The organism is Paenibacillus sp. FSL R10-2771 (genome assembly GCF_038000205.1).
GTDB classification, from domain to species: domain Bacteria; phylum Bacillota; class Bacilli; order Paenibacillales; family Paenibacillaceae; genus Paenibacillus_AQ; species Paenibacillus_AQ phytohabitans.
This window is the reverse complement of record NZ_JBBOBM010000001.1, coordinates 3,309,435-3,331,076: the sequence shown is the minus strand read 5'-3', so window position 1 is coordinate 3,331,076 and position 21,642 is coordinate 3,309,435. Positions and strand designations below refer to the sequence as shown.

Sequence of the window (21,642 nt, the reverse complement as noted above, 5' to 3'; positions counted from 1 at the left end):
CTTGAAAAAGGAAATATGTTGTATTTTGTACAACAATCTTGGTTTTGAGCCGATTTATCCAAGAAAATGTTGTATTCTGTGCAGGATTTGATAGCACTCGCTCCCTCCTAACGTAAATCAAGGTGATCTATCTACCGTGTGCGCGACAACCTTCACCATTCAGCGATTATGTATCTCGATATTGCCCCACAACGTCGGCTCAATATAAACAGCGGCAGCCCAGGACATGATTTTCACGTCCGAGGCTGCCGCTGATTTTACACCTGGGCCAGTCTGATTAGGAAACTTGCGGATTGAACATGGGGAATCCGCCCGTGATCAGCGGCATGACCCGCTCCGCAAGTTCGGAGGGAGACTCCGCTCTTCCTTCCACATTCCAGCGGTAGGTTACGCCGTATAAGGACCAGCTTAGCAGGGTGGCCGCAGTGGCAAGCGGCTTCGAATCTGCAGCTGAGTCTGATTCGCAAATAAGCTGCAGGATAAGCTTCTCAAGATGCAGCTTGATATTCTCCTCAAGCAGGAGCGCTACGGAATCATATCTTTTGAAGCAGCGGTGGCTGGTTTCATGATAATTGCATAAGGCCACGATAAGCTCCTGAAGCGTCTTTTCGGTCAACGGTCCAGTTGCATCGACTTTATGGAGGACCATATTCGTAAAGGCGTCTAACAAAAAGGCTTCGAACAGCGCATATTTATCCTGGAAATGTGCATAAAAGGTGGTCCGGTTAATAGTGGCTGCTTTGGTAATATCGCCGACGGTTATCGAATTGAAGTCCATGATATTCAATTGCCGGATGAAGGCATCCAGAATTAATTGACGGGTCCGAATCACCCGCGGGTCGTTCGGATTGGGGGGGAGTATGCCAGCCATCCAAGGAACACCCCTTTCAGTAGAGAGTAGAATCCCTTTATTATAATCACCTTATTGGCAGACAACAAATAGGATCTGCCAATACGACAGTTTTTCCGGCTTCTAGCTTAAGCAACAACTTGGGCAGATTGTTGGTTGAAAGGGGGACTGGAGCTTGTTACTATTGCATTCATACCCCGCTTTGAGAATAATCATACAATCTACAGGAGGCGTTAACCATGGCTAAACAGCAGGAGCAAATTCATTCACTGGAGACCTTATTTGAACCTTATACGGTTCAACAATTAAATATACCCAACCGGATCGTAATGTCACCGATGGCGCGTGCTTTTGCACCTGAGGGTATTCCAGGGGAGGATATGGCAGCGTATTACCGCCGCCGCGCTGAGAATGGGGTGGGGCTGATCATCACCGTTGGTATGATTGACCATCCGGCGGCGAGCAGTGATCCGGGACTTCCTAATCTGTTTGGCGAAGCCGCTCTGAGCGGCTGGCGTGAAGTCGTCAGACAGGTTCATGAGGCCGGCGGGATTATTTTTCCCCAATTGTCACATATGGGAATGATTCGTTCCACAGGTTCCCAGCCTTACCCGGATGCACCATCGATCGGGCCATCAGGCCTCGATATGCAAGGGAACAAGATAAGCGAGCCGATGACAGAAGAAGAAATTTCCGGCGTCATTCAAGCCTATGCCGATGCGGCAGTGAATGCACAGCAGGCTGGCTTCGACGGGATAGAGCTTTCCGGCGGCCACGGCTTGTTGATTGACCAATTCTTCTGGGAACAAACCAATCAGCGGACGGACCGCTATGGCGGCGATTTCCTGAAGCGCACCACATTCGCAGCCGAAGTTGTCGCGGCCGTCCGCGCTGCAGTCGGACCGGATTATCCGATTTCCATCCGGTTGTCCCAGTGGAAAATGACTGATTACACGGCGAATCTGGTAGATACACCCGAGCAGCTGAAGCAATTCCTGGATGTGCTGGTACAGGCCGGCGTGGATATTTTCCATATCTCGACCCGCCGGTTCTGGGACCCGGAATTCGCGGGCTCGGAGCTGGGTCTCGCCGGATGGGTGAAGAAGCTCACCGGGAAGACAACGATTGCTGTTGGTTCCGTAGGCATGGACAATGATCCCGCTGAAGGCGGGGAAGCGGATCATCAAGGGATGGATGAACTGCTGAAGCGGCTGGACAATCAGGAGTTCGATCTGGTAGCCGTCGGACGCGCGCTGCTGGGTGATCCGGCATGGGCAAAGAAAATCCGCGAGGGCAGGGTGGAGGAGATTCAAGCCTTTACTCCTGAGGCGGCTGCCCAACTGTATTGAAGCATAGAGTGTCTATAAACGCACAAATAAGGCTGCCCTTGGGCAGCCTTAACTTTATTTTATTTAGACCATTATCTACAGGTGAATAATTTCCAATATCAGCTCTCTATTACCCTTTCTCCGCCATATAGGTCTTCTGCGTCCGGAGGACCGGGAAGAGCCAATACATCCAGACAACGGTGATGACGAGTGTACCAAGCCCGCCAATAACTGTCGCTGGTACGGCACCGACCAGACCGGCCATCGTACCGGACTCGAATTCGCCCAGCTGGTTCGAGGTGCCGATGAACAGGGAGTTGACGGCGTTGACCCGGCCCTGCATCTCTTGCGGTGTGTTGACCTGAACCAGCGTGGAACGGATTACGACGCTTACGACGTCGGAGGCGCCGATGAGGAACAGCGCGAAGAGCGAGAGCCAGAAGCTGTGGGACACCCCGAACAGAATCGTCGCCAAGGCGAATACAACGAGGGAGGCGAACAATGTCTTGCCGATTGCTTTCTCCACCGAATATCGGGTTAGAATCAGCGAGACAAGGATCGCCCCGACCGCTGGCGCAGAGCGCAGCAGCCCCAGACCGAGTGAGCCGGTCTTCAGGATATCCTCGGCGAAGATCGGCAGCAGAGCAGTCGCACCGCCAAGCAGCACGGCGAACAGATCAAGCGAGATAGTGCCGAGAATGATTTTGCGGGCAAAGACAAACTTCAAGCCGCTGAGGAACGTGTCCATATTGACGGCGTCCAGCTTCTTCACGAAGTGAACGGTCTTGACGAAGAAGATGAGCACGGTCGAGATCAGCAGCGCTGCCAGTGAGGCAATGTAGGCAGCGGCAGTACCCCAAACGACAAGCACTCCTCCAAGTGACGGGCCGACGATCATCGCGGTCTGCATTGCGGAGGCAGACCAGGCTGCGGCCTTCGGCAGCTGTTCCCGGTCCACGATGTCCGGCACAAGCGCAGCAGAGGCTGGGCCTTCGAAGGTACGGCAGGCGCCGAGAATGGCGGCGGCGACCAGCAGATGAAGCGAGCCCAGCCAGCCTTGCAGACTGCCGAGGACGAGCAGCAGGACAACTACGCTCTCCATCAGCTGGCAGAGGTAGACGATGGTCCGGCGGTCGTACCGGTCAGCGGTCTGTCCGGCCGGCAGTGTCAGCAGGAGCATCGGCAGGAATTGCGCCAGGCCGACAAGACCCAGCTGGAAGGCGCTGTCAGTCAGCGCGTACATCTGCCAGCCAATGGCGACAGACAGCATCTGAAAAGCGCTGGTCGAGAATATCCGTGCGATCCACAGGTGCAGGAACGAGCGGTTATGTAGTACGGACGAGCCTTTTGTATTCAAAACATGTCATCCTTTCTAATTCACAGGTATACATTAAATTCATTACATGCCGGAGTTCTTCGCATGCATCTCGGGATGCTCCCGCCGGATCAGTGCATAATCCTTCCCGTACCGGTCCTCCAGCTCACTGGCAAAATCTTTCTCGATCCGCATCATCACAACATCGTGGAAGTACGAGGTCTGCAGTACGTTCAGCACCGCCGGGTGGTTGCTCTCCAGCGCCGATACCGGCGCGTGCCGGCTGAAGCTGCCGATGACCGCCGTTTCCTTATCCAGCAGCATGGAGAAATTGCGTGTCCGGTGCGGTCCCCCCGGCGGCACACTATGTACGATGACATGTTCAAGCTCTGTCGGCGTTTCACCGATGACCATGAGATGAACGGCGGTACCCCGGTGCTCGGCTGAGAGCAGCGATTCCTCGACCCAGTGCAGATCCTCTGCCCAAAGATCGACCAGAATCTCCTCTCTGGCATTGGCGGCGAGGCGGCGGATCGCCAGATCCACCTGCTGATCTCCTTTCCAGTTACTGAAGAAGGGCGGCGTATCCGGCAGGGTAGTCAGCTCACTCTCCAGTAAGCGGGCAGTGCGTTCGAACTCCGATTGCAGCAGCTTCACAACTTGCCCGATTGGGATTGCAGCGAAGGTAATCGGATCACCTTCCTCAGCACGACAGACACCTTTCTCTACAAGGCCGCGCAGCGCAGCATAGACATTGGAGCGCGATACTGACACTTGCTTAGAGACTTCGTAGCCTGAAGAAGGGGGCTGACCGTGCAGCGCCAGATAACAGCGGGCTTCAAGATCGGACAAGCCGAGTTTCCTTAGAGCATCAATCATAGGGGGCCTCCTTAGTATTCGATGATCTTCCAGGAACGTTAGAAGTATTCCAAAATACTACTCCTGACTTGAGTAGCTGTCAAGACTGCCGCATCATAATTTTGCCAGCCCCATTCATCCTCAAGCTCCGTTGGGGATGATTAGAAACTCTGAGGGCCGCTGGTTGACAACGCAGGTAGTGAGCAGGTATATTGATTAAATAGTAATTATTACGATTAAATAGATGTCACTATAAAGTATTAACTGCACCGGATATGTAAACTCATGATACATTTAAGGAGCTTCCAGACAACAATGAATAAAAACAGCAGCAATCAGCGTCTTCCCAGAGCGAAGGGTATAGATATGGGGACTTATTACACACCAAAAGAATGTGCCAGAAAAGTAAAGCATCTCGTGCTGCCCCCCGATGAACCGGAAGATTGTTGAGGAGTTCATTACAATACTTGGGATGCGGGCGACATTCGAAGAACACAACGTACCCATTCCCAATAAAGTGGTCATGTATGGTCCGCCAGGCACCGGGAAAACATTGACCGCATTCTATATGGCTCAGATGCTGGAGCTTCCGCTTATTCTGGTTCGGCTGGATGCGGTTATTCATAGCCATTTGGGGGAGACCGGCAGCAATATCCGCAAAATATTCGAATATGCCAAAGCAACACCCTGCGTCCTCTTTCTGGATGAATTTGATGCGATTGCAAGAACACGCGAGAGCAATGATGAAGTCAAAGAGATGGCACGCGCGGTAAATACCCTGCTGCAATGTCTGGATGACTTTGGCGACAGCAGTATTTTTGTAGCGGCAACGAATCTGGAGAATGAACTGGACCGGGCGATCTGGAGAAGATTTGATACGAAGATGATTATTCGCTGCCGGATGAATCCAGCAGGCGTCAATATATCGAGCTATTGATCAATGGATTCGAAGGGGAAGCGGGGTTGACGGAAGAGGTATGCGGGCGCCTTGACGGATGCAGCTTCGCAGATATTGAACAAATTGTCTTGAAGGCCAAACGCAAGGCGGTCATAGAGCATAGCCCGCTAACACACGAACATATTGTGCTATCCTATGAGGAATATAGTCCGTCCTTATAAAAAATAGAGTGTAATTTGAACTTCCCGGATGATGCTTGTATAGATCAACGGGACGTTTTGATTTGTGAGCGAGAACAGCCCGTTTCGTGATATGTTGGATGCAATACGTCGCAGGACGATAACCACTGTAAGTTCTATCACATCTTATTTACATAAAATGAAATCGGGAGGTTGAATGATCGTGCCCAAATTAACCGGAGCAGCAGCAGTGATTGTAGATTCTGACGGTAAAATATTATTAGTGAAGCATAGCTACGGCAAAAACAACTGGGAATTGCCCGGCGGAAAAGGGGAGGACAATGAGTCCGCAGAGGAAACCGCGCAAAGAGAGGTGTTTGAAGAGGTGGGGCTGGAGGTTAGGATTGAAGAGTTGACCGGGGTGTATTATGAAGCGGTGCATGATATGCATCATTTTGTTTTTATAGCAGATAACGTCAATCATCAAGTGCCACAGCCCACTTCTCCGGAGATTCTAGAATGCGGCTTCTACTCCAAAGATGAACTGCCCAAACCGATCAGCGATTTTACTTGTAACCGTATTGAGCATGCTCTGAATCCTGATCGGAAACAACTATTTCATACGGTGGGGCCTAGACAATGGTTTGAATAATACAGAATACTACAGTGCATGAGAAAAGGAGTACATTGCAACGGCAATCTGCTCCTTTTCTCATGCTCACAAGTAAGCGTTAGTGGAATCCACTTTAGCAAATCGCTTGCTAAGGGTTTGAAGTGACCCAACTATGGGATATGCCGGGAGTATGCGGTATGCTTAATTGCACTCTGTACAACTAAATCAACTGATTTACAACCGATTCTCCGTTTAGTTGTATTTCGTACAATTAAACTGCCATTGTACCTCGGTTCTCAGCCATTGGGGCAGATTTAGTTGTACAGAATACAGTTATAAGAGGAAAGCCTCCCTTTTCGCTATTTTTAATTGCACAAAATACAACTATCACTGAATTCCTGCCTGATACTGAATACATCAATTGCTGCATTGTTGAATAACTCACTTCTATGCGCTGATGTTGTACTAATCTCCCAAGAAAACCATGCTTTTCGCAGGATCGTACATTTCCTTTAGCTGCTTCACATCGGATCTCGGGGGAGAGCCAAACATCCGCGAGTATTCACGGCTGAACTGGGAGGCACTCTCATAACCTACACGGAATGCGACTTCCGCAGCTTCTGCAGATTCTGAGAGCAATACACGCCGTGCTTCCTGCAGCCTGAGCTGCTTCTGGAATTGAATCGGGCTCATACCAGTCACTTCCTTAAAGTTGCGATGAAAGGAGGAGAGACTCATATTCGCGGCTTCGGCAAGCTCTTCAACACGCATAGATTGAGTGAAGTGGGTAGTAATCTGATCGATGGCTTCCCTGATCCGGTATGCATTGCTGCCTTCCATTGCGATTTGGCCTAAGGTAACCCCGTAAGGACCTTTTAGAAGAGTATATAGAATCTCCTTAGTGATCAGTGGAGCAAGGAAAGGGATGTCCTCCGGACGGTTCTGCAATTCTACGAGTCTTAATGTTGCATCCATTAAAGCATGCTCCATATCACCTACAAATAAGGCGCGTTTGGCATTGTCATTCGGTACGATCTGGATGTTAGCCTCGTTAATCACCTCTAAAATTTGGTCATGCGTAAATTCTAATTTTAAACTCAGATATGGAATCTCGGCTGAAGCCTTTATAATCTGGCCGACCACAGGCAGATTCATCGAAGAGATCAAATAGTTGGCTGACCCGTATTCGAATCGTTCCTGAGCCAGAAAAACCTCTTTGGAGCCTTGGGCAATCACACAAAAAGCGGGCTTGTACACCCTGTACGCAGGTTCGGAGATTTCTGAATATCTAATAATGAACAGATGGGGAATTGCTGTTTCAAGTACACCATCCGCTGGTGAGAAGTGTTGAATAAGCTTTGCCAATTCTTTTTGTTGTTTGAAGATGGCCTCCAGCATGACGATTCCTCCAGATTTCTATCAGATATCCAGTTTACGGCTGGCAAGCCACTTGACCATTTCAGGATCACGGTGGGAGAAGAACAGGCTCTCTTTCGTATCCAGCGCCGTAATGGAGTTCATATCCCCGCTGCTCAATTCAAAGTCAAAAATATTGAAGTTCTCGGCCATTCTTTCCTTGCGGACCGACTTGGGAATCACGACAACATCTCTTTGAGTCAGCCAGCGCAGAACGACCTGCGCAACGGATTTATGATGCTTGTCAGCGATTGAGGATAGCAGTTCATTCTGGAACAAGTTATTCTTCCCTTCGGCAAAAGGCGCCCAGGACTCGATCTGAACCTTGTTCTCATTCATGAAGGCTGCACTTTCGACCTGCTGATTGAATGGATGTGTCTCCACCTGATTCACGGCAGGGACGATTTCATTATGAAGAATCAGATCGATCAGACGGTCCATATGGAAATTACTGACTCCGATCGCCCGGATTTTCCCTTCACGGTTCAGCTCCTCCATCGCCCGCCAGGAACCATACACATCACCAAACGGCTGATGGATTAGATATAAATCGAGATAATCGAGCTGCAGCCGCTTCAAAGAGTTCTCCACCGCCTGCTTGGTCTTCGCATAACCAGTGTCCTGCACCCAAAGCTTCGTAGTAATAAATAACTCGTCTCTGGCTACGCCGCTGCGTCTGATGGCTTTGCCTACCGCTTCTTCATTCAGATAGGAGGCAGCTGTATCTATCAGCCGGTAACCTGTTGAGATCGCGTCAAGCACGCTTTGTTCACACTGGCTTTGATCGGCAATCTGATAGACTCCGAACCCTAGCACCGGCATTTCCACACCATTGTTAAGAATGACTTGCCGCATATAATTACCTCCATAGGTTGTGAAATATTGTCTCTCTATCGGGACAAGCTGTCCGTTACCTACTTATTATGCTGCAGATCACAAGAGAAGCGTTAGACCAATCCTGCCATATGATTGCCTAATCCTCTTATTGAATACGTTTTGCTGGTGATAGGATTAGGCAATCATTTAGCATTTATGATCTAACGCCTGCACTTTTATTTATAGGATAATAGAAATTGGGGGAAATTGGGGAGGGAGGCGCCACGAAATATTGAACTTATTTACTACTCACAGATTCTATCCAGCAAGGCTCCCAGCTGATCTGCCAATACCAGATAAGATACAGGTCTGTCGTTCATGAACCACCACTCGACAACGCCAACATACGAGGCGGCCACAAAATTCACGACCAGATCCTGATTTAATCCTTCATTCTTTCCTTTGGTGTTGTCCACCTCATCCTGGAACTCATCCACCAGAAACTCCATGAACCGGCTGCGGAAGAACGGAGCCCCTTTACTGGCCAGCATCGTGGAGAAAAAAGCATAATGGGACTCGAAATATTCCGTCCACAATACAGACCCGGTTGCAAAATCCAGATCTGCAGCGGCTGCACATCTTACCCGTAACTCGTCAATATGAGTCTCAATCAGTTTATCCAGCAGGTCGTATTTATCCATGTAGTGCAGGTATATCGTTCCGCGGCTGACGTTAGCCCGATCCGAAAGATCCTGAATGGTAATATCGTCGAAACTCTTTTCCTTCATCAGGTCAATGATTGCAGCCTTTAAGGCTTCCTGGGTTTTAAGGATTCTCCTGTCGATCTTGGTCATATCATTCACCGGGCTTTCTAATATTTATACTTGGTTATAATTATAAACAATTGTATATTATTTTATCAAACGAATTCTTACGATACTGAACAAATTCCTGCATTCGTTTCAGTATTGTACAAAAACGGCGAAATCAACAATTGGAAAGTTACTGAAGGTTGTTATAATAATAGACGTGAGTACATTAACGTAAGTTGTCACAATCATAATAAATGAAAGAAGGAATCTACGATGGAAAATGAACACCTTAGCAGCAGCACCATTTTCCCGCTAGGCAACAAGGTTGAAGCTAATTTCACAGGCGATGCTTACCTGCAGATGATATTTACAGATCCGGCACCGCTGAATACGGCAATCGGTAATGTGACCTTTGCTCCAGGCGCCCGCAATAACTGGCACGCACATCAGGCCGGACAAGTTCTGCTAGTTACCGGCGGCAACGGCTGGTATCAGGAAGAAGGCCAACCGGCCCGGCTTCTCCAGACAGGTGATGTAGTTAACATCCCGGCTAACGTGAGACATTGGCATGGTGCAACCAAGGACAGCTGGTTTGTACATCTGGCTATGACCCCGGGACCAACAGACTGGTTCGAAGCTGTTCATGAAGAATGGTATGCTGAATTGAAATAGATAATTATAGGAAACGGAGGGTTTGGCTATGGAATATATTAAGTTCGGAAATACAGGGATGGATGTGTCGCGGATTTGTCTGGGTTGTATGAGCTTTGGTGAGGTGCTGCCGGGAGGCCATCAGTGGGTTCTGGATGAAGAGCACAGCCGGCCGATTATCAAAAGAGCCCTGGAGCTCGGGATCAACTTTTTTGATACAGCGAACGTTTACGCGAATGGAACAAGTGAAGAGATTACCGGACGCGCGCTGAAGGAATATGCGAACCGGGATGAACTGGTTCTCGCTACGAAGGTCTGGGGACGTATGCATGAAGGTCCGAATGGTGCAGGGTTGTCCCGGAAATCCATCATGAGTGAAATCGATAAAAGCTTAAAGCGGCTGGGAACGGATTATGTAGATCTCTACATCATTCACCGCTGGGATTACAACACGCCGATTGAAGAAACGATGGAAGCTATGCATGATGTAGTGAAGGCCGGAAAAGCCCGGTATATCGGCGCATCGGCAATGTTCGCCTGGCAGTTCCAAAAGGCCCAGCATGTGGCCGAGAAGAATGGCTGGACAAGGTTCGTCTCGATGCAGAATCACCTGAATCTCATCTACCGTGAAGAGGAAAGGGAGATGATGCCGCTCTGCGCGGATCAGAAAATTGCGGTCACTCCTTACAGCCCCCTGGCTTCAGGCAGACTGATCCGCGACTGGTCTGAAAGCACTCACCGGTCCGAGACCGACCATGTCCAGAAATGGAAATACGACTCTACAGCTGATGCTGACCGTCTGATCGTTCAGCGTGTGGCGTCTCTGGCCGAAGAGCGCGGTGTACCGCGCATCCATATCGCACTAGCCTGGCTGCTGCAGAAAGAATCTGTAGCTGCCCCAATTATAGGCGCAACGAAGCTGTCGCAGCTCGAAGATGCTGCCGGTGCACTGCAGGTGAAATTAACAGCTGAGGAGATTAATTTCCTTGAAGAGCTGTATGTTCCGCACAACGTAGTTGGAGCCCAGTAATTACAATAGGGCGGATAATTTAAGTGAAAAGGTGGAACTTAGAAATGAAAGCAAATATTATGTACGCTGCCGGTGATGTACGCGTAGAAGAGCTGCCCCTTCCGGAATTGAAACTACCAACGGATGCGATTATTAAGGTAGTGGCCGCCTGTATTTGCGGAAGCGACCTGCATCCTTATCACAGCATGCATGCCCATGAGCATGGCGAAGGTGATGCCATGGGGCATGAAGTGATTGGACGTATTCAGGAAATGGGTTCGGAGGTTTCCGGCTTCAAACAAGGCGATTTGGTTATTGTGCCATTTGCCGTCGGAGATAACACCTGTCCCTTCTGTCTGGAAGGACTGATGACCTCCTGTGTGCATGGAAGCTTCATGACCGGCTGTCAGGCAGAATATGTCCGGGTGCCGCAAGCACAGGGAAGCATGTTCAAGCTGCCGGATGAAATTAAGGATGACTCTCCTTTATTGCCGTCTCTGCTGACCTTGTCTGACGTATACGGTACCGGCTATCATGCGGCGGTGATGGGACGCGTGAATGAGAATACGACGGTAACCGTAATCGGTGATGGCGCTGTGGGACTGCTGGCCGTTCTGTCGGCGAAGAAGCTGGGAGCCAAGCAGATCATTCTGATGGGCCGTCATAAAGTGCGGACGGATCTCGGGATTGCCTTCGGTGCTACAGATGTTGTTCTGGAATGCGTCGGGCTGATGCCTGCTTACGAGATGAGTATCGGAGCTGTCCGGGCCGGAGGCGTGATCAGCCGTGTAGGTGTTCCGCAGTATGAGGAGGCTCCTGTCGGTTTTGCCAGCTTGTTCGGACGCAATATTACGCTTACCGGCGGGCCGGCACCCACTCGTGCATACATGGAAGAATTGTTGCCGGATATACTTGACGGTACCCTTGAACCTGGACGTGTCTTCGACGTAACCGTTGATTTGGACGGGGTTCCGGAAGGTTACCGCGCGATGGACAACAGGGAAGCCCTTAAAGTACTGATCAGACCTTAAGGTGAGCAGAGAATATTTAATGACATAGTGTAGTTGAACTTAAGCTGCCATGATTCTGAACAATTAGGATCAGGGCAGCTTTTTGTGTTGAATGATGTTCTTTGTCGGCAGTTTATCATCGGCGAAATCTTCTTTTTGCTAGGTTGGCCCGGTAATGATTAGTAAGCGGCAGTTCCAGGTAATAAGTCTAGAGGCTGTTGATTCCAGCCGGGTCTGTGAAGTATGCTGACTACTATACCAAACCGACAGGATGAGGACTTATGAAAAAAGCAATAATAACGACACTGTTGATCTCCAGTCTGCTGTTAAGCGGCTGCGGCAATAATGAGGCCGGCAACGGCAATGCAGCGGCTCCTGAGCAGACCGGGGTGGAAACTTCTGCAGCGCCGGAGATAACACCCGCAGCGACAGCGGTTGCTACTGTGCAGCCCACTCCCGAAGCTACAACGACGGCAGCTCCCTCGCCGGAGACTACTGCTGAAGCTACTCCGGAGCCGGAGGAGTCCACGCGTCAGGCCTATTTTGACAAACTGGATGAGATTGAAGAGGGGTTGTCAGACCTGAAGGCTATATCGGATAAAGGCACAACGCTTGCAATGTCAACAGCGGCCGTTCAGGAGAACGAACGGTGGGACAAAGCGCTGAATGAGATCTACCAGGTGCTCAAGCAGCAGCTCCCCGAAGCAGAAATGGCTAAGCTGAAAGAGGAACAGCGGAACTGGATTACACTCCGCGATGAGACGGCGGCCAAGGAGGCAGCCAAATACGAAGGAGGGACAGCGGAGGGACTGGAGTATGCCATCACGCTGGCCAGTGTTACCCGTGACCGCTGTTATAAGCTGGTTGAGTTGTATATGGATTGATGAAGGAGCTGTCAGAGGGGTACAAGGATAGGTAATAACATTTCAGAAATCTCGGCAGGCGGTTGCCTATCGGGATTTCTTTTTTTTGTGCCTGTAAGAATGATTTATAACGTGAACTATATAAATCCTTATATTTTAAAATAGTCGATTCTGGGTTGAAAGTGCGTTTTTTTGAGCAGAATTGAATCCCATTATTTGATACACTTGTGCATATTTGGTGGGACCTAATGAAAGGGGATGATAACCTCTGGCTGAGCAGGTATAGCATATTGAAGTTAAGAGGACTGCAGCAGGTGTGTTAAATGACAACTATGATGTGAACGTACAAGTTTCCCCCGATTTCTAAATGAGTTTAGAATAATAGGAGGAGTTAAGTACATGGGCAAAAAAGTAATTTTCGTCAAAAAATCAGTGTTCGCATTCTTATTATCATTACTACTGGTTCTCCCGCTTGCCATTCCGGCATCTCCGGTACATGCAGAATCAAAGGGCAGCCTTCCCGCACGTCAAGCAGAATATCTGAACCGGGGGTTAGTAGCGGTCCTGGTTGATAACGGTGTCTACTTGAGCTGGAGGTACTTGAATACGGATTCAGATGAAATCGCTTTCAATGTATATAAAAACGGATATAAAGTAAACTCAGCTCCGATAAGCGGCTCCACCAATTACGTGGACGCCACAGGCGCAGACAGTTCCCAGTATCAGATTTCTACCGTCATTGCCGGTAAGGAAGAGATGCAGGCGGAGACCGTACCGGTGCTGCACAACGGTTATATGCCCATCCCGCTAGATAAACCGGCTGACGGCCGGACCAAAGACGGAGGCACCTATTCCTACTACGCCGGAGATGCTTCTGTAGGAGATTTGGATGGCGACGGTGATTATGAAATCGTTTTCTTGTGGAGCCCGAGCAATTCCAAGGATAATTCACAGGCAGGGTATACCGGCAACGTCTATATCGATGCGATTGAAATGGACGGTACGAAGCTATGGAGAATCGACCTGGGTGTTAACATTCGCGCAGGAGCCCATTACACACAGCTGATGGTGTATGATCTGGACGGCAACGGCAAAGCTGAAGTCGTCGTCAAAACAGCGGACGGCACGAAGGACGGCCAAGGCACAGTTATCGGTGACGGCACGAAGGATTACCGCAATGAGAGCGGATATATCCTCTCCGGAGCAGAATATCTGACGCTGTTTGACGGTCAGACCGGAGCAGCCGTATCCACCGTGAATTACGACCCTCCAAGAGGGGATGTAAGTGCGTGGGGGGACGGATACGGCAACCGCGTAGACCGCTTCCTGGCGGGGATTGCCTATCTGGATGGCGTGAAGCCAAGCGTAGTCATGGCCCGCGGCTACTATACACGAACGACTCTCACAGCATACGACTATGTTGGCGGCGAGCTGGTGAAGCGCTGGGACTTCGACACGAATGAAGCCGGATCGCAATATGAAGGACAAGGAAATCACAATCTAAGCGTGCTTGATGTTGACAGTGACGGTAAAGACGAAATCATGTACGGATCCCTGGCGATTGATGATGATGGAACCCTGATCTACAGCACCGGACTCGGCCATGGCGATGCGATGCATGCCGGTAAGCTCGATCCGGGCCGGGAAGGTTACCAGATCGTGAGTGTGCATGAGCATACGAACGCTGAATACGGGCTGGAGATGCGTGATGCTGCAACAGGTGAGATTATCTGGGGCCAGTATACCGGTAAGGATACCGGACGCGGAATGTCTGCGGATATTGATCCGAACTACCCGGGATATGAATCATGGGCAGCCACGATTGTCGATGGTCAGATGGACCCTTTATCCCGCGGATATGCGGCTAATGGAGAGGTTATTTATGAACAGAATGAAGTGCCGCGAAGCGCCAACTTTGCGATCTGGTGGGACGGGGATCTTCAGCGGGAGCTGTTCGACCATGAATGGAATAACACTACAGCGAAAGGCATTCCGCTCGTTTACAAGTGGGATTATGAGAATAAGCAGCTGAAGGAGATTTTCCGGGCAACCGGTACCTTGACCAATAATCATACCAAAGGCAACCCTGCCCTTCAGGCGGATATCCTGGGTGACTGGCGTGAAGAGCTGCTGCTGCGCAGCGAAGACAGCTCGGAGTACAGACTCTATACAACAACGATTCCCACAAGCTACAAGATTCCCGCGCTGATGCAGGATCCGGTATACCGTTTGGGTATAGCCTGGCAGAATATCGCCTACAACCAGCCGCCGCACACCGGATTCTATCTCGGAACGGAAGCAACGGAATTCCCTAAAGCGAATGTCACTCTAACCGGAGCACAAGAAACACCTCAGCAGATTTATTACTTTGATTTCGGCACGGACCCGGCTGCCGGAGCAACAGCAGTTCAGGATACACCTTACACAGAGGCAACCGGATACGGCTTTGAGAGTACAAGCGGAATTACTCTGGACGCAAATCATGTTTCGCTTCCGGACAACACAAAGTTTGCTGTTGACCTGCCGAGTGCCAATTACAAGGTAACGCTCAAGCTTGGTGCTGATGCCCGGGATTCCAATATCGGCGTCAAATCTGAATTTGTTCAAAAGCTGGCCGTCACTGGTGTAAGCGCGGGAGCACCTCTGGTCTACTCGTATGATATTGCGGTGGTAGACGGTCAGCTGGAGCTCATTTTCTCCGGCACAGCCATTGACGTGCAGGAGATTATTATCGAGAAGTACCCGGAGAAGACGCCGGGAGCTGCAAAGACGATCTATATGGCCGGCGATTCCACGATGCAGTCTTATAGCAGTGCACAGGCTCCCCAGGAAGGGTGGGGCCAGCAATTCGGACGATATTTTGCGAATGGTGCGGTGGTCAAGAACGATTCGATCGGCGGCAGAAGCAGCAAATCATTCATGGTTGACGGCCGTCTCGATACGATATTGCAGCGGATCAAACCGGGAGACTTCTTCTTCATTTCTTTCGGACATAACGATGCCAGCATAGGAATTCCTGACCGCTATGCCTCCCCGGCGGATTATAAAACCTACCTGGCCCGTTATGTGAACGGAGCCAAGCAGCGCGGTGCGACCCCTGTCCTGCTCACGCCGGTAGGACGAAGAGACTTCAATACAGTCACTCAGGAATTTAACGTAAGTTTCCCCGAATATGTGAAGGCGGCCAAAGAAGTAGCAGTAGAGCTGAATGTACCGCTGATTGATTTGAGCCAGTTAAGCATTGCGGATTACAATCGTATCGGCCTGGCGGCTACGGAGAAAATCTTCCTGTACGCTAATCCCGGCGAATATCCGAAGTACCCGAACGGCGTCGGCGATAATACGCATTTCAGCAGCTACGGTGCGCAGGTTATTGCCGGTCTGGTAGCCGGTGCGGTGAAAGACATGGGATTAACCATATCACCGTTAGTCATCGATCCGGATATTACGGAACCGGAGCCAGAACCGGAGGTTCAGGTCTATGAGGAGAACTTTGAGGGTGATCCGGCGGCCGCTCAATATTCAATGGTGAATGCCACGGGTATAGCCGGGACAATGACAGGCACGGTCACCGAGCAAAGCGGAAACAAGGTGATGTCGGTTACCGGTTCCGGCTCCGGGAATCGCGCGAAAGTGTTCCGGTTGTTCGATGCGGTGAACGGGGACATCGTTAATGTTAATTTCAACTGGCATTCCGGCAACGTAGGTGCTACCCCGTCAGAAGGACATCTGACCTTGCAGGATGCAAACGAGAATATCATTCTCACACTGTTAACAAAAACAGGAACAACCAGTCCCGGTACAAAAATCCATTATTTTGTGGGCCCGTACACACCTGACTACGGAACCGGCACCACAGCTGTTCCGGATGGCGGAATTACGACGGACATTCTGAAGAACCAGTGGGTCAATGCCAATGTGAAGATTAATTTTGCCGAGAAGAAGATTGATCTGACATTGACGAGTCTGGCTGACCCCACTGTCACTCAGACGATCAAGGATATCCCGATGAGTCCCGGCGTTTATGCCAATAACGTAAGGGGATTCCGGTTCCTGGGAACGAGAAAGGGAGGCGGCGGCACGCTGAGCTGGACCACGCAGATCGATAATGTGAAGCTCGAAGGCAAGATGCTTCCACCGGTTGCAGGCGATCAGGCGGCATTGATTGCGCTGCATCAAGAAGTGAAAGCCTTGGATCTGTCAGCCTTTACGGACGCATCCGTAGCAGTGCTGAATAAAGCGTTGGCGTCTGTGGAAGCAGTGCTGGGTACAGATGCCACACAGGCTCAAGTCGACCATGCAGTGAACCTGCTGACAGTCGCGAGGGAATCACTGACCAGTAGCCCGGCTGGTGATATCAGCGTATACAAATTTGATTTTGGCTCCGGAAGCGCTGAACAAGGCTACACCAGAGTAGATTCCAAAAGAGCTTATATTGAAGGGAATGGCTACGGCTTTACGGATACCGCGCTGGTACAGGATGAGAACCGCGAAACCGGAAATGCGCTGACAGAGGATTTCATCCGCATGAACGGCAGCAGCCTCCTGGTGGAAATGAAGCCGGCTAATTACCGTGTAACCATGACCATTGGCGATGCACAGGAAGCGACTAACGCTGCTGTGGTTGTCGAACAGATGACCAAAGTCCCGGTTACAACCGTAGCCAAGGGCCAGTTTACCGAAGTGACCTATGATATTGCCCTGATTGACGGTGTCTTTGACTTTACTTTCTCCGGCAATTCGCCGAAGATCAATGCGCTGAAGATTGAGCGGCTGCCGGAGACCGGTGCGGCTGACCAGCCGACTCTCTATCTGGCAAGTGATTCTACGGTCGCCAATTATGCAGAAAGCTATCGCCCGCAGGCCGGATGGGGCGAGACACTGGGCGGTTACTTCGATCTGGATCAGATTCGTATTGATAACCGTGCTGTCAGCGGCTTAAGCAGCAAGACCTTCCTGGTTGGCGGATATCTTAACGATATCCTGCTGGGCATTCATGAAGGGGATTATCTGTTCATGCAGTGGTCGCATAATGATTCCACACTGTCCCGGCCGGAACGTTACCTTACACCGGAGCAGTTCAAGGTGTATCTGAAAGATTACATTAACGGTACTGTGCAGAGAGGCGCAATTCCGGTGCTGGTCACGCCGGTGAACCGGCGCGATTTCACCGGAGAAGTATTGAACAAGAGCTTCCCGGAATATGTGCAGGCGATGAAAGAAACGGCACAGGAGACTGGAGCCCTGCTGATTGATCTGAATCAAGCCAGCTGGGAATATTTCCAGGAGCTTGGGCCGGAAGGTACCAAATCCATATTTATGTGGGTGGGTACAACCGAGGACAACACACATCTTCAGATGAACGGTGCAGTAAAGGTATCCGGGATGGTAGCTAAGCTCGTGCAAAAGCTGGACATTCCGCTCTCTAGTCTGGTTACCCTTGAAGAAGAACCTTCGGACCAGACAGCGCCGCATACTACTGCGGCTATGGCAGGAGAGTTGCAGAATAACTGGTATACTTCAGCGGTAGAAGTAACGTTTACCGCAACGGATGAAGCTTCCGGAGTCGATTCGACTTACTATCAAATCGACGGCGGGGAGATCCAGACCGGCACGAAGCTGACGATAAGTGATGAGGGCAAACACACCGTCACTTACTGGAGCGTTGACCTGAACGGCAATAAGGAGGCTGAACAGACACTTGCAGTACCTGTGGATCTCGCCCCTCCGGTCATCGATATTCAGGGCCAGACAGAATACACGATTGACCAGCAGGTAGAGATTATATATACAGCTTCCGATACCGTGTCCGGTGTAGCAGAACCAAGCGGCGTGCTGTTGAACGCTCCTGCTTATACGCTGGAGCCTGGCTTGCATGAGGTAACAGCTACGGTCTCCGACTTGGCGGGCCGGGAAACGAGTGTGGATTACAGTTTCGGCATTTCGGCTACCTTTGCAAGTTTGGCTGAGCTGACACGTACCTTCGCAGCGGCTTCGGATGATCCGAACGCCGGGGCACTTGCCGAACAGCTGGGAGGCAAACTGCAGCTGGCAGAACTAGCAGCGGGTGCACATGAAGGTGCGAAGGCACGACAGCTGCTCGCATCCTATGGCAATGATGTCAATGCCGGCAGGAATACGGTATTTACAGCGGAACAGGCAGATGTACTGGGTAAGTGGGCCGCATGGATCAGCCAGGGCACACCACTTGCGGACAGTGCCCCCGGCACTCCTGTATTGTCCGACAACAACGGCCATGATACTGGGCTGAGAGACGGAGATTACACCATCACCATGAATCTCTGGTGGGGTAACAACGGCACAAAGTTCAAGCTGTATGAGAACGGTGAGCTGATCCAAGAAGTGTCTCTGGCAGACCAGTCCCCTTCCGCCCAGTCTGTACAGATCGATATTACCGGCAAACGGAATGGTACGTATATCTATACAGGTGAACTGAGCAATTCATACGGTACAACGAAGAGTGCCCCGCTGAGTGTAACAGTCACGGATGCCTCTCCAGGGCAAGCCGTATTGTCTAACGACAACTGGGACGGGGACGGCAGCTATAATGTAAGTATGAATCTGTGGTGGGGTACGAATGCTACCGGATATGATCTCTATGAGAATGGAATTCTGGTAGATACCCAAACCCTGCAGGCACAGACACCAGGTGCACAATCGGCAGTCACTGCAATTTCCGGCAAAGCTCCGGGGACCTATGAATACGAGGTGGTGTTACGCAACCCGGCGGGTGAAACCAGAACGCCGAAGATGATCGTCACGGTGCGGAAATAGACCGGCCAGGCTGATAGCCTGGCAGATGCCTAAGCTTCACATTCAGGAAAGTCCGGGACCCGGACTTTCCTTTTTTATTGCATAGGAAATGATGCTACGCGTGAGCTGTGGACAATCGGTTACTTTGGAATTCGGAGCAGAGCAGATCTGGCAAAAGGACGAATGTGTTATTGTATCCGGAATCCCGCTGAATCCGGCTAAAAGGGGGGCCAATGTATGCGAAAAATCGAACACATTGTGCTTGCGTGGAGGTAACCGGACCAAATGTATACGAAAATTCGAATACAATGTGCATCCATGGAGGTAACTGGACCAAATGTATGCGAAAAATCGAACACATTGTGCTTGCGTGGAGGTAACCGGACCAAATGTATGCGAAATATCGAATACATTGTGTTTTCCCGGAAGGATGAAGATTATATCACTGGATGCTGCTCATGTCTGAATGGAGTAATGTATGGTAACCTTTGAATCTGCATCAGGTGCAAAGGCGCTTAAGCTCCAGCTTGATTCACCCGTTAGGGTGATTTTGTCATGTAGAATTTTCTATCCTCGTACACAGTAATCTTGCAAAAGTACAGTAACAAATCCCGCTTCCGCGTGCTATTCTTGGTCAGAAATACTTGAAAGATCCTAGGAAGGAGGTACACCGGACAAAATTGAATGCGTTTACATTAGTGGATGGATGATTGAATGAATACTGCACTTAGTAAGAAGCATTTATCTGAAGGAGGCGGAAGGGTTGAAGAAAATTAAACAATGGAAGCTCGGACTCATGATGACAGTGCTGATGCTGATGCTGCCAGCAGGAACAGGTAGCGCAGCCGCTGTGTTGGAAGAGGTTCCATTTCCGATGGATTCCAGCAATCAGGCCGGATGGTGGTCTCCCCTTGCCACGTATGGACTGGGTTATGAGTATGCGTACATGGCCTATAATGCACCGGGAGCTATTGCCGGTAAACATACCGTAGCCATTGCCAGACGGGATAACGATGGGATCTGGAGCAAGCTGCCGCTCATGAACGGTACCGCACCTGCAGAGTATCTCGACGATCTGGGGCATAATCAGCCGTCGATGGCCAGAGACGGGAGCGGCCGGTTTCACGTATTCGCCTCCATGCACAGCAATCCGTGGCAGTACTTCCGCTCGGATACGGTAGGAGGGATTCCGCAGAATCACTCCGATGAGCTGCCTCAAGGCATGACGGTAACCTATCCGGTATTGGCGACAGCCCCGAACGGGGATTTGTATCTGATGGTGCGTGCTGACAAAGATCCGGCAGGCAAAAGAGAGGCCGTTCTGTTCCGCTGGAATAATGCCGAATCTGTGTGGAGCCAGGTCAAGGTGATTGCCGCGCACCTTAACCGGTCTGTCTACCCTGACGATCTGGTCTTTGATGCCAGGGGAGATCTTCATATCTTGTTCGAGTGGGCGTATTTCGCTGCCAGCCCGCTGCGCCACCAGCTGTCTTATCTGAAATATAGTCCTTCCACGGGGGGATTCTCCAAAGCAGACGGAACGCCTGTGTCAGCTCCGGTCTCACTGACTACCGCAGATATTGTACAGCCTATGGCTCCTGGTGAAGCCTATGTACAGAGCGGCAGCGATCCCGGCGGACCGGGCGTTCAGAGCGCCAAGATGACGCTCGATACTCTCGGCCGCCCGGTTATTGCGTACCGCTATCGTGAAGAAGGCGCTACGAGCTTCTCGGTTAAGCAGGCCACTTATGGCACAGGGGGATGGGTGCTGCAGACGGTCTATAATGCAGCTCCGACTACAGCCGCGATTGATGTGACCTGGGCAGGCAATGCCGCAAGAATCTATTACGTGAAAAGCAGCGGCAGCGATCGTGCATTCATGGCCGTAAATACGGGCGCAGGCTGGACCGAAACATCGCTTGCGCCGGGTATCCCGGTCGAGCGGCTGGCGGTTGACCGCAGTCCCAAAGGTATCGATATCCTGTATCTGGTGGATGTGACAAACCTGAAGCTCTACTACGGGCGTAACGAATAGACGAATAGAGGAGGACTCAGATTCCTTTATTTGTGTTAATCAGGCGTTATTCGCGGAATCTCAGTCCGCTTCAATATAACTTCCCATACGTCAAAAAAAGAACCTGAGCAGCAGCTCAGGTTCTTCATATTGCATATATACATACAGGATGATATAATCACTTCACAACTGTTTTTATTTGAAATAACAAAGTTAATGCATCTTATATATTTAAT

Annotated in this window: 15 protein-coding genes; 9 read left to right on the top strand and 6 right to left on the bottom strand. The window is 50.5% G+C overall.

The genetic code is table 11. The features are described from left to right. Positions 1 to 277: 277 nt before the first annotated feature. A complete protein-coding gene (locus NSU14_RS14205) occupies positions 278 to 871 on the bottom strand; it encodes a TetR/AcrR family transcriptional regulator (protein WP_042137331.1) in 594 nt (197 codons plus the stop codon). Between the two features lie 218 nt (positions 872 to 1,089). Here NSU14_RS14205 and NSU14_RS14200 point away from each other — a divergent pair, with 218 nt between their 5' ends. Then, complete coding sequence (locus tag NSU14_RS14200; protein ID WP_076245874.1) at positions 1,090 to 2,199, top strand: NADH:flavin oxidoreductase; 1,110 nt, start codon at positions 1,090 to 1,092, stop codon at positions 2,197 to 2,199. 109 nt (positions 2,200 to 2,308) lie between these two features. Here NSU14_RS14200 and NSU14_RS14195 read toward each other — a convergent pair whose 3' ends face one another. Next, entirely contained in the window at positions 2,309 to 3,535 is a 1,227-nt protein-coding gene (locus tag NSU14_RS14195) for an MFS transporter (RefSeq protein WP_042137335.1), read from the bottom strand. Between the two features lie 42 nt (positions 3,536 to 3,577). Further along, complete coding sequence (locus tag NSU14_RS14190) at positions 3,578 to 4,372, bottom strand: TrmB family transcriptional regulator (RefSeq protein WP_042137336.1); 795 nt, start codon at positions 4,370 to 4,372, stop codon at positions 3,578 to 3,580. 409 nt (positions 4,373 to 4,781) lie between these two features. Here NSU14_RS14190 and NSU14_RS14185 point away from each other — a divergent pair, with 409 nt between their 5' ends. Both NSU14_RS14185 and NSU14_RS14180 read left to right on the top strand, forming a co-directional pair. Continuing rightward, complete coding sequence (locus NSU14_RS14185; protein WP_340945652.1) at positions 4,782 to 5,288, top strand: AAA family ATPase; 507 nt, start codon at positions 4,782 to 4,784, stop codon at positions 5,286 to 5,288. Between the two features lie 363 nt (positions 5,289 to 5,651). After that, a complete protein-coding gene (locus NSU14_RS14180) occupies positions 5,652 to 6,080 on the top strand; it encodes an NUDIX hydrolase (RefSeq protein ID WP_179093566.1) in 429 nt (142 codons plus the stop codon). A 426-nt stretch (positions 6,081 to 6,506) separates the two neighbouring features. On the opposite strand, the gene NSU14_RS14175 is transcribed toward NSU14_RS14180, so the two are convergent. From NSU14_RS14175 to NSU14_RS14165, 3 genes are all read right to left on the bottom strand, one after another. Then, complete coding sequence (locus tag NSU14_RS14175) at positions 6,507 to 7,439, bottom strand: AraC family transcriptional regulator (protein WP_340945649.1); 933 nt, start codon at positions 7,437 to 7,439, stop codon at positions 6,507 to 6,509. 21 nt (positions 7,440 to 7,460) lie between these two features. After that, positions 7,461 to 8,312: an aldo/keto reductase gene (locus NSU14_RS14170; RefSeq protein WP_042137343.1), complete on the bottom strand. Its 852-nt coding sequence runs from the start codon at positions 8,310 to 8,312 to the stop codon at positions 7,461 to 7,463. A 266-nt stretch (positions 8,313 to 8,578) separates the two neighbouring features. Next, complete coding sequence (locus tag NSU14_RS14165) at positions 8,579 to 9,127, bottom strand: TetR/AcrR family transcriptional regulator (RefSeq protein ID WP_340945647.1); 549 nt, start codon at positions 9,125 to 9,127, stop codon at positions 8,579 to 8,581. A gap of 231 nt (positions 9,128 to 9,358) precedes the next feature. Between NSU14_RS14165 and NSU14_RS14160 the strand changes: the two genes are divergently transcribed. The 6 genes from NSU14_RS14160 (at position 9,359) to NSU14_RS14135 (ending at position 21,427) form a co-directional block, all read left to right on the top strand. Beyond that, on the top strand, positions 9,359 to 9,757 hold the full coding sequence (locus tag NSU14_RS14160; protein ID WP_340945645.1) for a cupin domain-containing protein: 399 nt from the start codon (positions 9,359 to 9,361) through the stop codon (positions 9,755 to 9,757). Between the two features lie 28 nt (positions 9,758 to 9,785). Next, positions 9,786 to 10,766 (top strand): aldo/keto reductase, encoded by a 981-nt coding sequence (locus NSU14_RS14155; RefSeq protein WP_340945641.1) that lies wholly within the window; start codon positions 9,786 to 9,788, stop codon positions 10,764 to 10,766. 44 nt (positions 10,767 to 10,810) lie between these two features. After that, positions 10,811 to 11,776 carry an alcohol dehydrogenase catalytic domain-containing protein gene (locus tag NSU14_RS14150; protein ID WP_340945638.1) on the top strand — a complete coding sequence of 322 codons (966 nt, stop codon included), beginning with the start codon at positions 10,811 to 10,813 and terminating at the stop codon, positions 11,774 to 11,776. Positions 11,777 to 12,036: 260 nt separating this feature from the next. Then, positions 12,037 to 12,639, top strand: coding sequence for a lysozyme inhibitor LprI family protein (locus NSU14_RS14145; RefSeq protein WP_052421871.1), 603 nt, complete (start codon positions 12,037 to 12,039; stop codon positions 12,637 to 12,639). A gap of 378 nt (positions 12,640 to 13,017) precedes the next feature. Then, positions 13,018 to 19,413 (top strand): rhamnogalacturonan lyase family protein, encoded by a 6,396-nt coding sequence (locus tag NSU14_RS14140; protein WP_340945635.1) that lies wholly within the window; start codon positions 13,018 to 13,020, stop codon positions 19,411 to 19,413. A gap of 742 nt (positions 19,414 to 20,155) precedes the next feature. Further along, positions 20,156 to 21,427, top strand: coding sequence for a BNR-4 repeat-containing protein (locus NSU14_RS14135; RefSeq protein WP_340945632.1), 1,272 nt, complete (start codon positions 20,156 to 20,158; stop codon positions 21,425 to 21,427). Positions 21,428 to 21,642 lie beyond the last annotated feature (215 nt).

What these genes read in the sequence shown, in the direction of transcription:
- NSU14_RS14185 (WP_340945652.1), top strand. Translation starts at nt 4,782, where the DNA reads ATGAACCGGAAGATTGTTGAGGAGTTCATTACAATACTTGGGATGCGG.
- NSU14_RS14160 (WP_340945645.1), top strand. Translation starts at nt 9,359, where the DNA reads ATGGAAAATGAACACCTTAGCAGCAGCACCATTTTCCCGCTAGGCAAC.
- NSU14_RS14150 (WP_340945638.1), top strand. Translation starts at nt 10,811, where the DNA reads ATGAAAGCAAATATTATGTACGCTGCCGGTGATGTACGCGTAGAAGAG.
- NSU14_RS14190 (WP_042137336.1), bottom strand. Translation starts at nt 4,372, where the DNA reads ATGATTGATGCTCTAAGGAAACTCGGCTTGTCCGATCTTGAAGCCCGC.
- NSU14_RS14145 (WP_052421871.1), top strand. Translation starts at nt 12,037, where the DNA reads ATGAAAAAAGCAATAATAACGACACTGTTGATCTCCAGTCTGCTGTTA.
- NSU14_RS14170 (WP_042137343.1), bottom strand. Translation starts at nt 8,312, where the DNA reads ATGCGGCAAGTCATTCTTAACAATGGTGTGGAAATGCCGGTGCTAGGG.
- NSU14_RS14175 (WP_340945649.1), bottom strand. Translation starts at nt 7,439, where the DNA reads ATGCTGGAGGCCATCTTCAAACAACAAAAAGAATTGGCAAAGCTTATT.
- NSU14_RS14200 (WP_076245874.1), top strand. Translation starts at nt 1,090, where the DNA reads ATGGCTAAACAGCAGGAGCAAATTCATTCACTGGAGACCTTATTTGAA.
- NSU14_RS14205 (WP_042137331.1), bottom strand. Translation starts at nt 871, where the DNA reads ATGGCTGGCATACTCCCCCCCAATCCGAACGACCCGCGGGTGATTCGG.
- NSU14_RS14155 (WP_340945641.1), top strand. Translation starts at nt 9,786, where the DNA reads ATGGAATATATTAAGTTCGGAAATACAGGGATGGATGTGTCGCGGATT.
- NSU14_RS14165 (WP_340945647.1), bottom strand. Translation starts at nt 9,127, where the DNA reads ATGACCAAGATCGACAGGAGAATCCTTAAAACCCAGGAAGCCTTAAAG.
- NSU14_RS14140 (WP_340945635.1), top strand. Translation starts at nt 13,018, where the DNA reads ATGGGCAAAAAAGTAATTTTCGTCAAAAAATCAGTGTTCGCATTCTTA.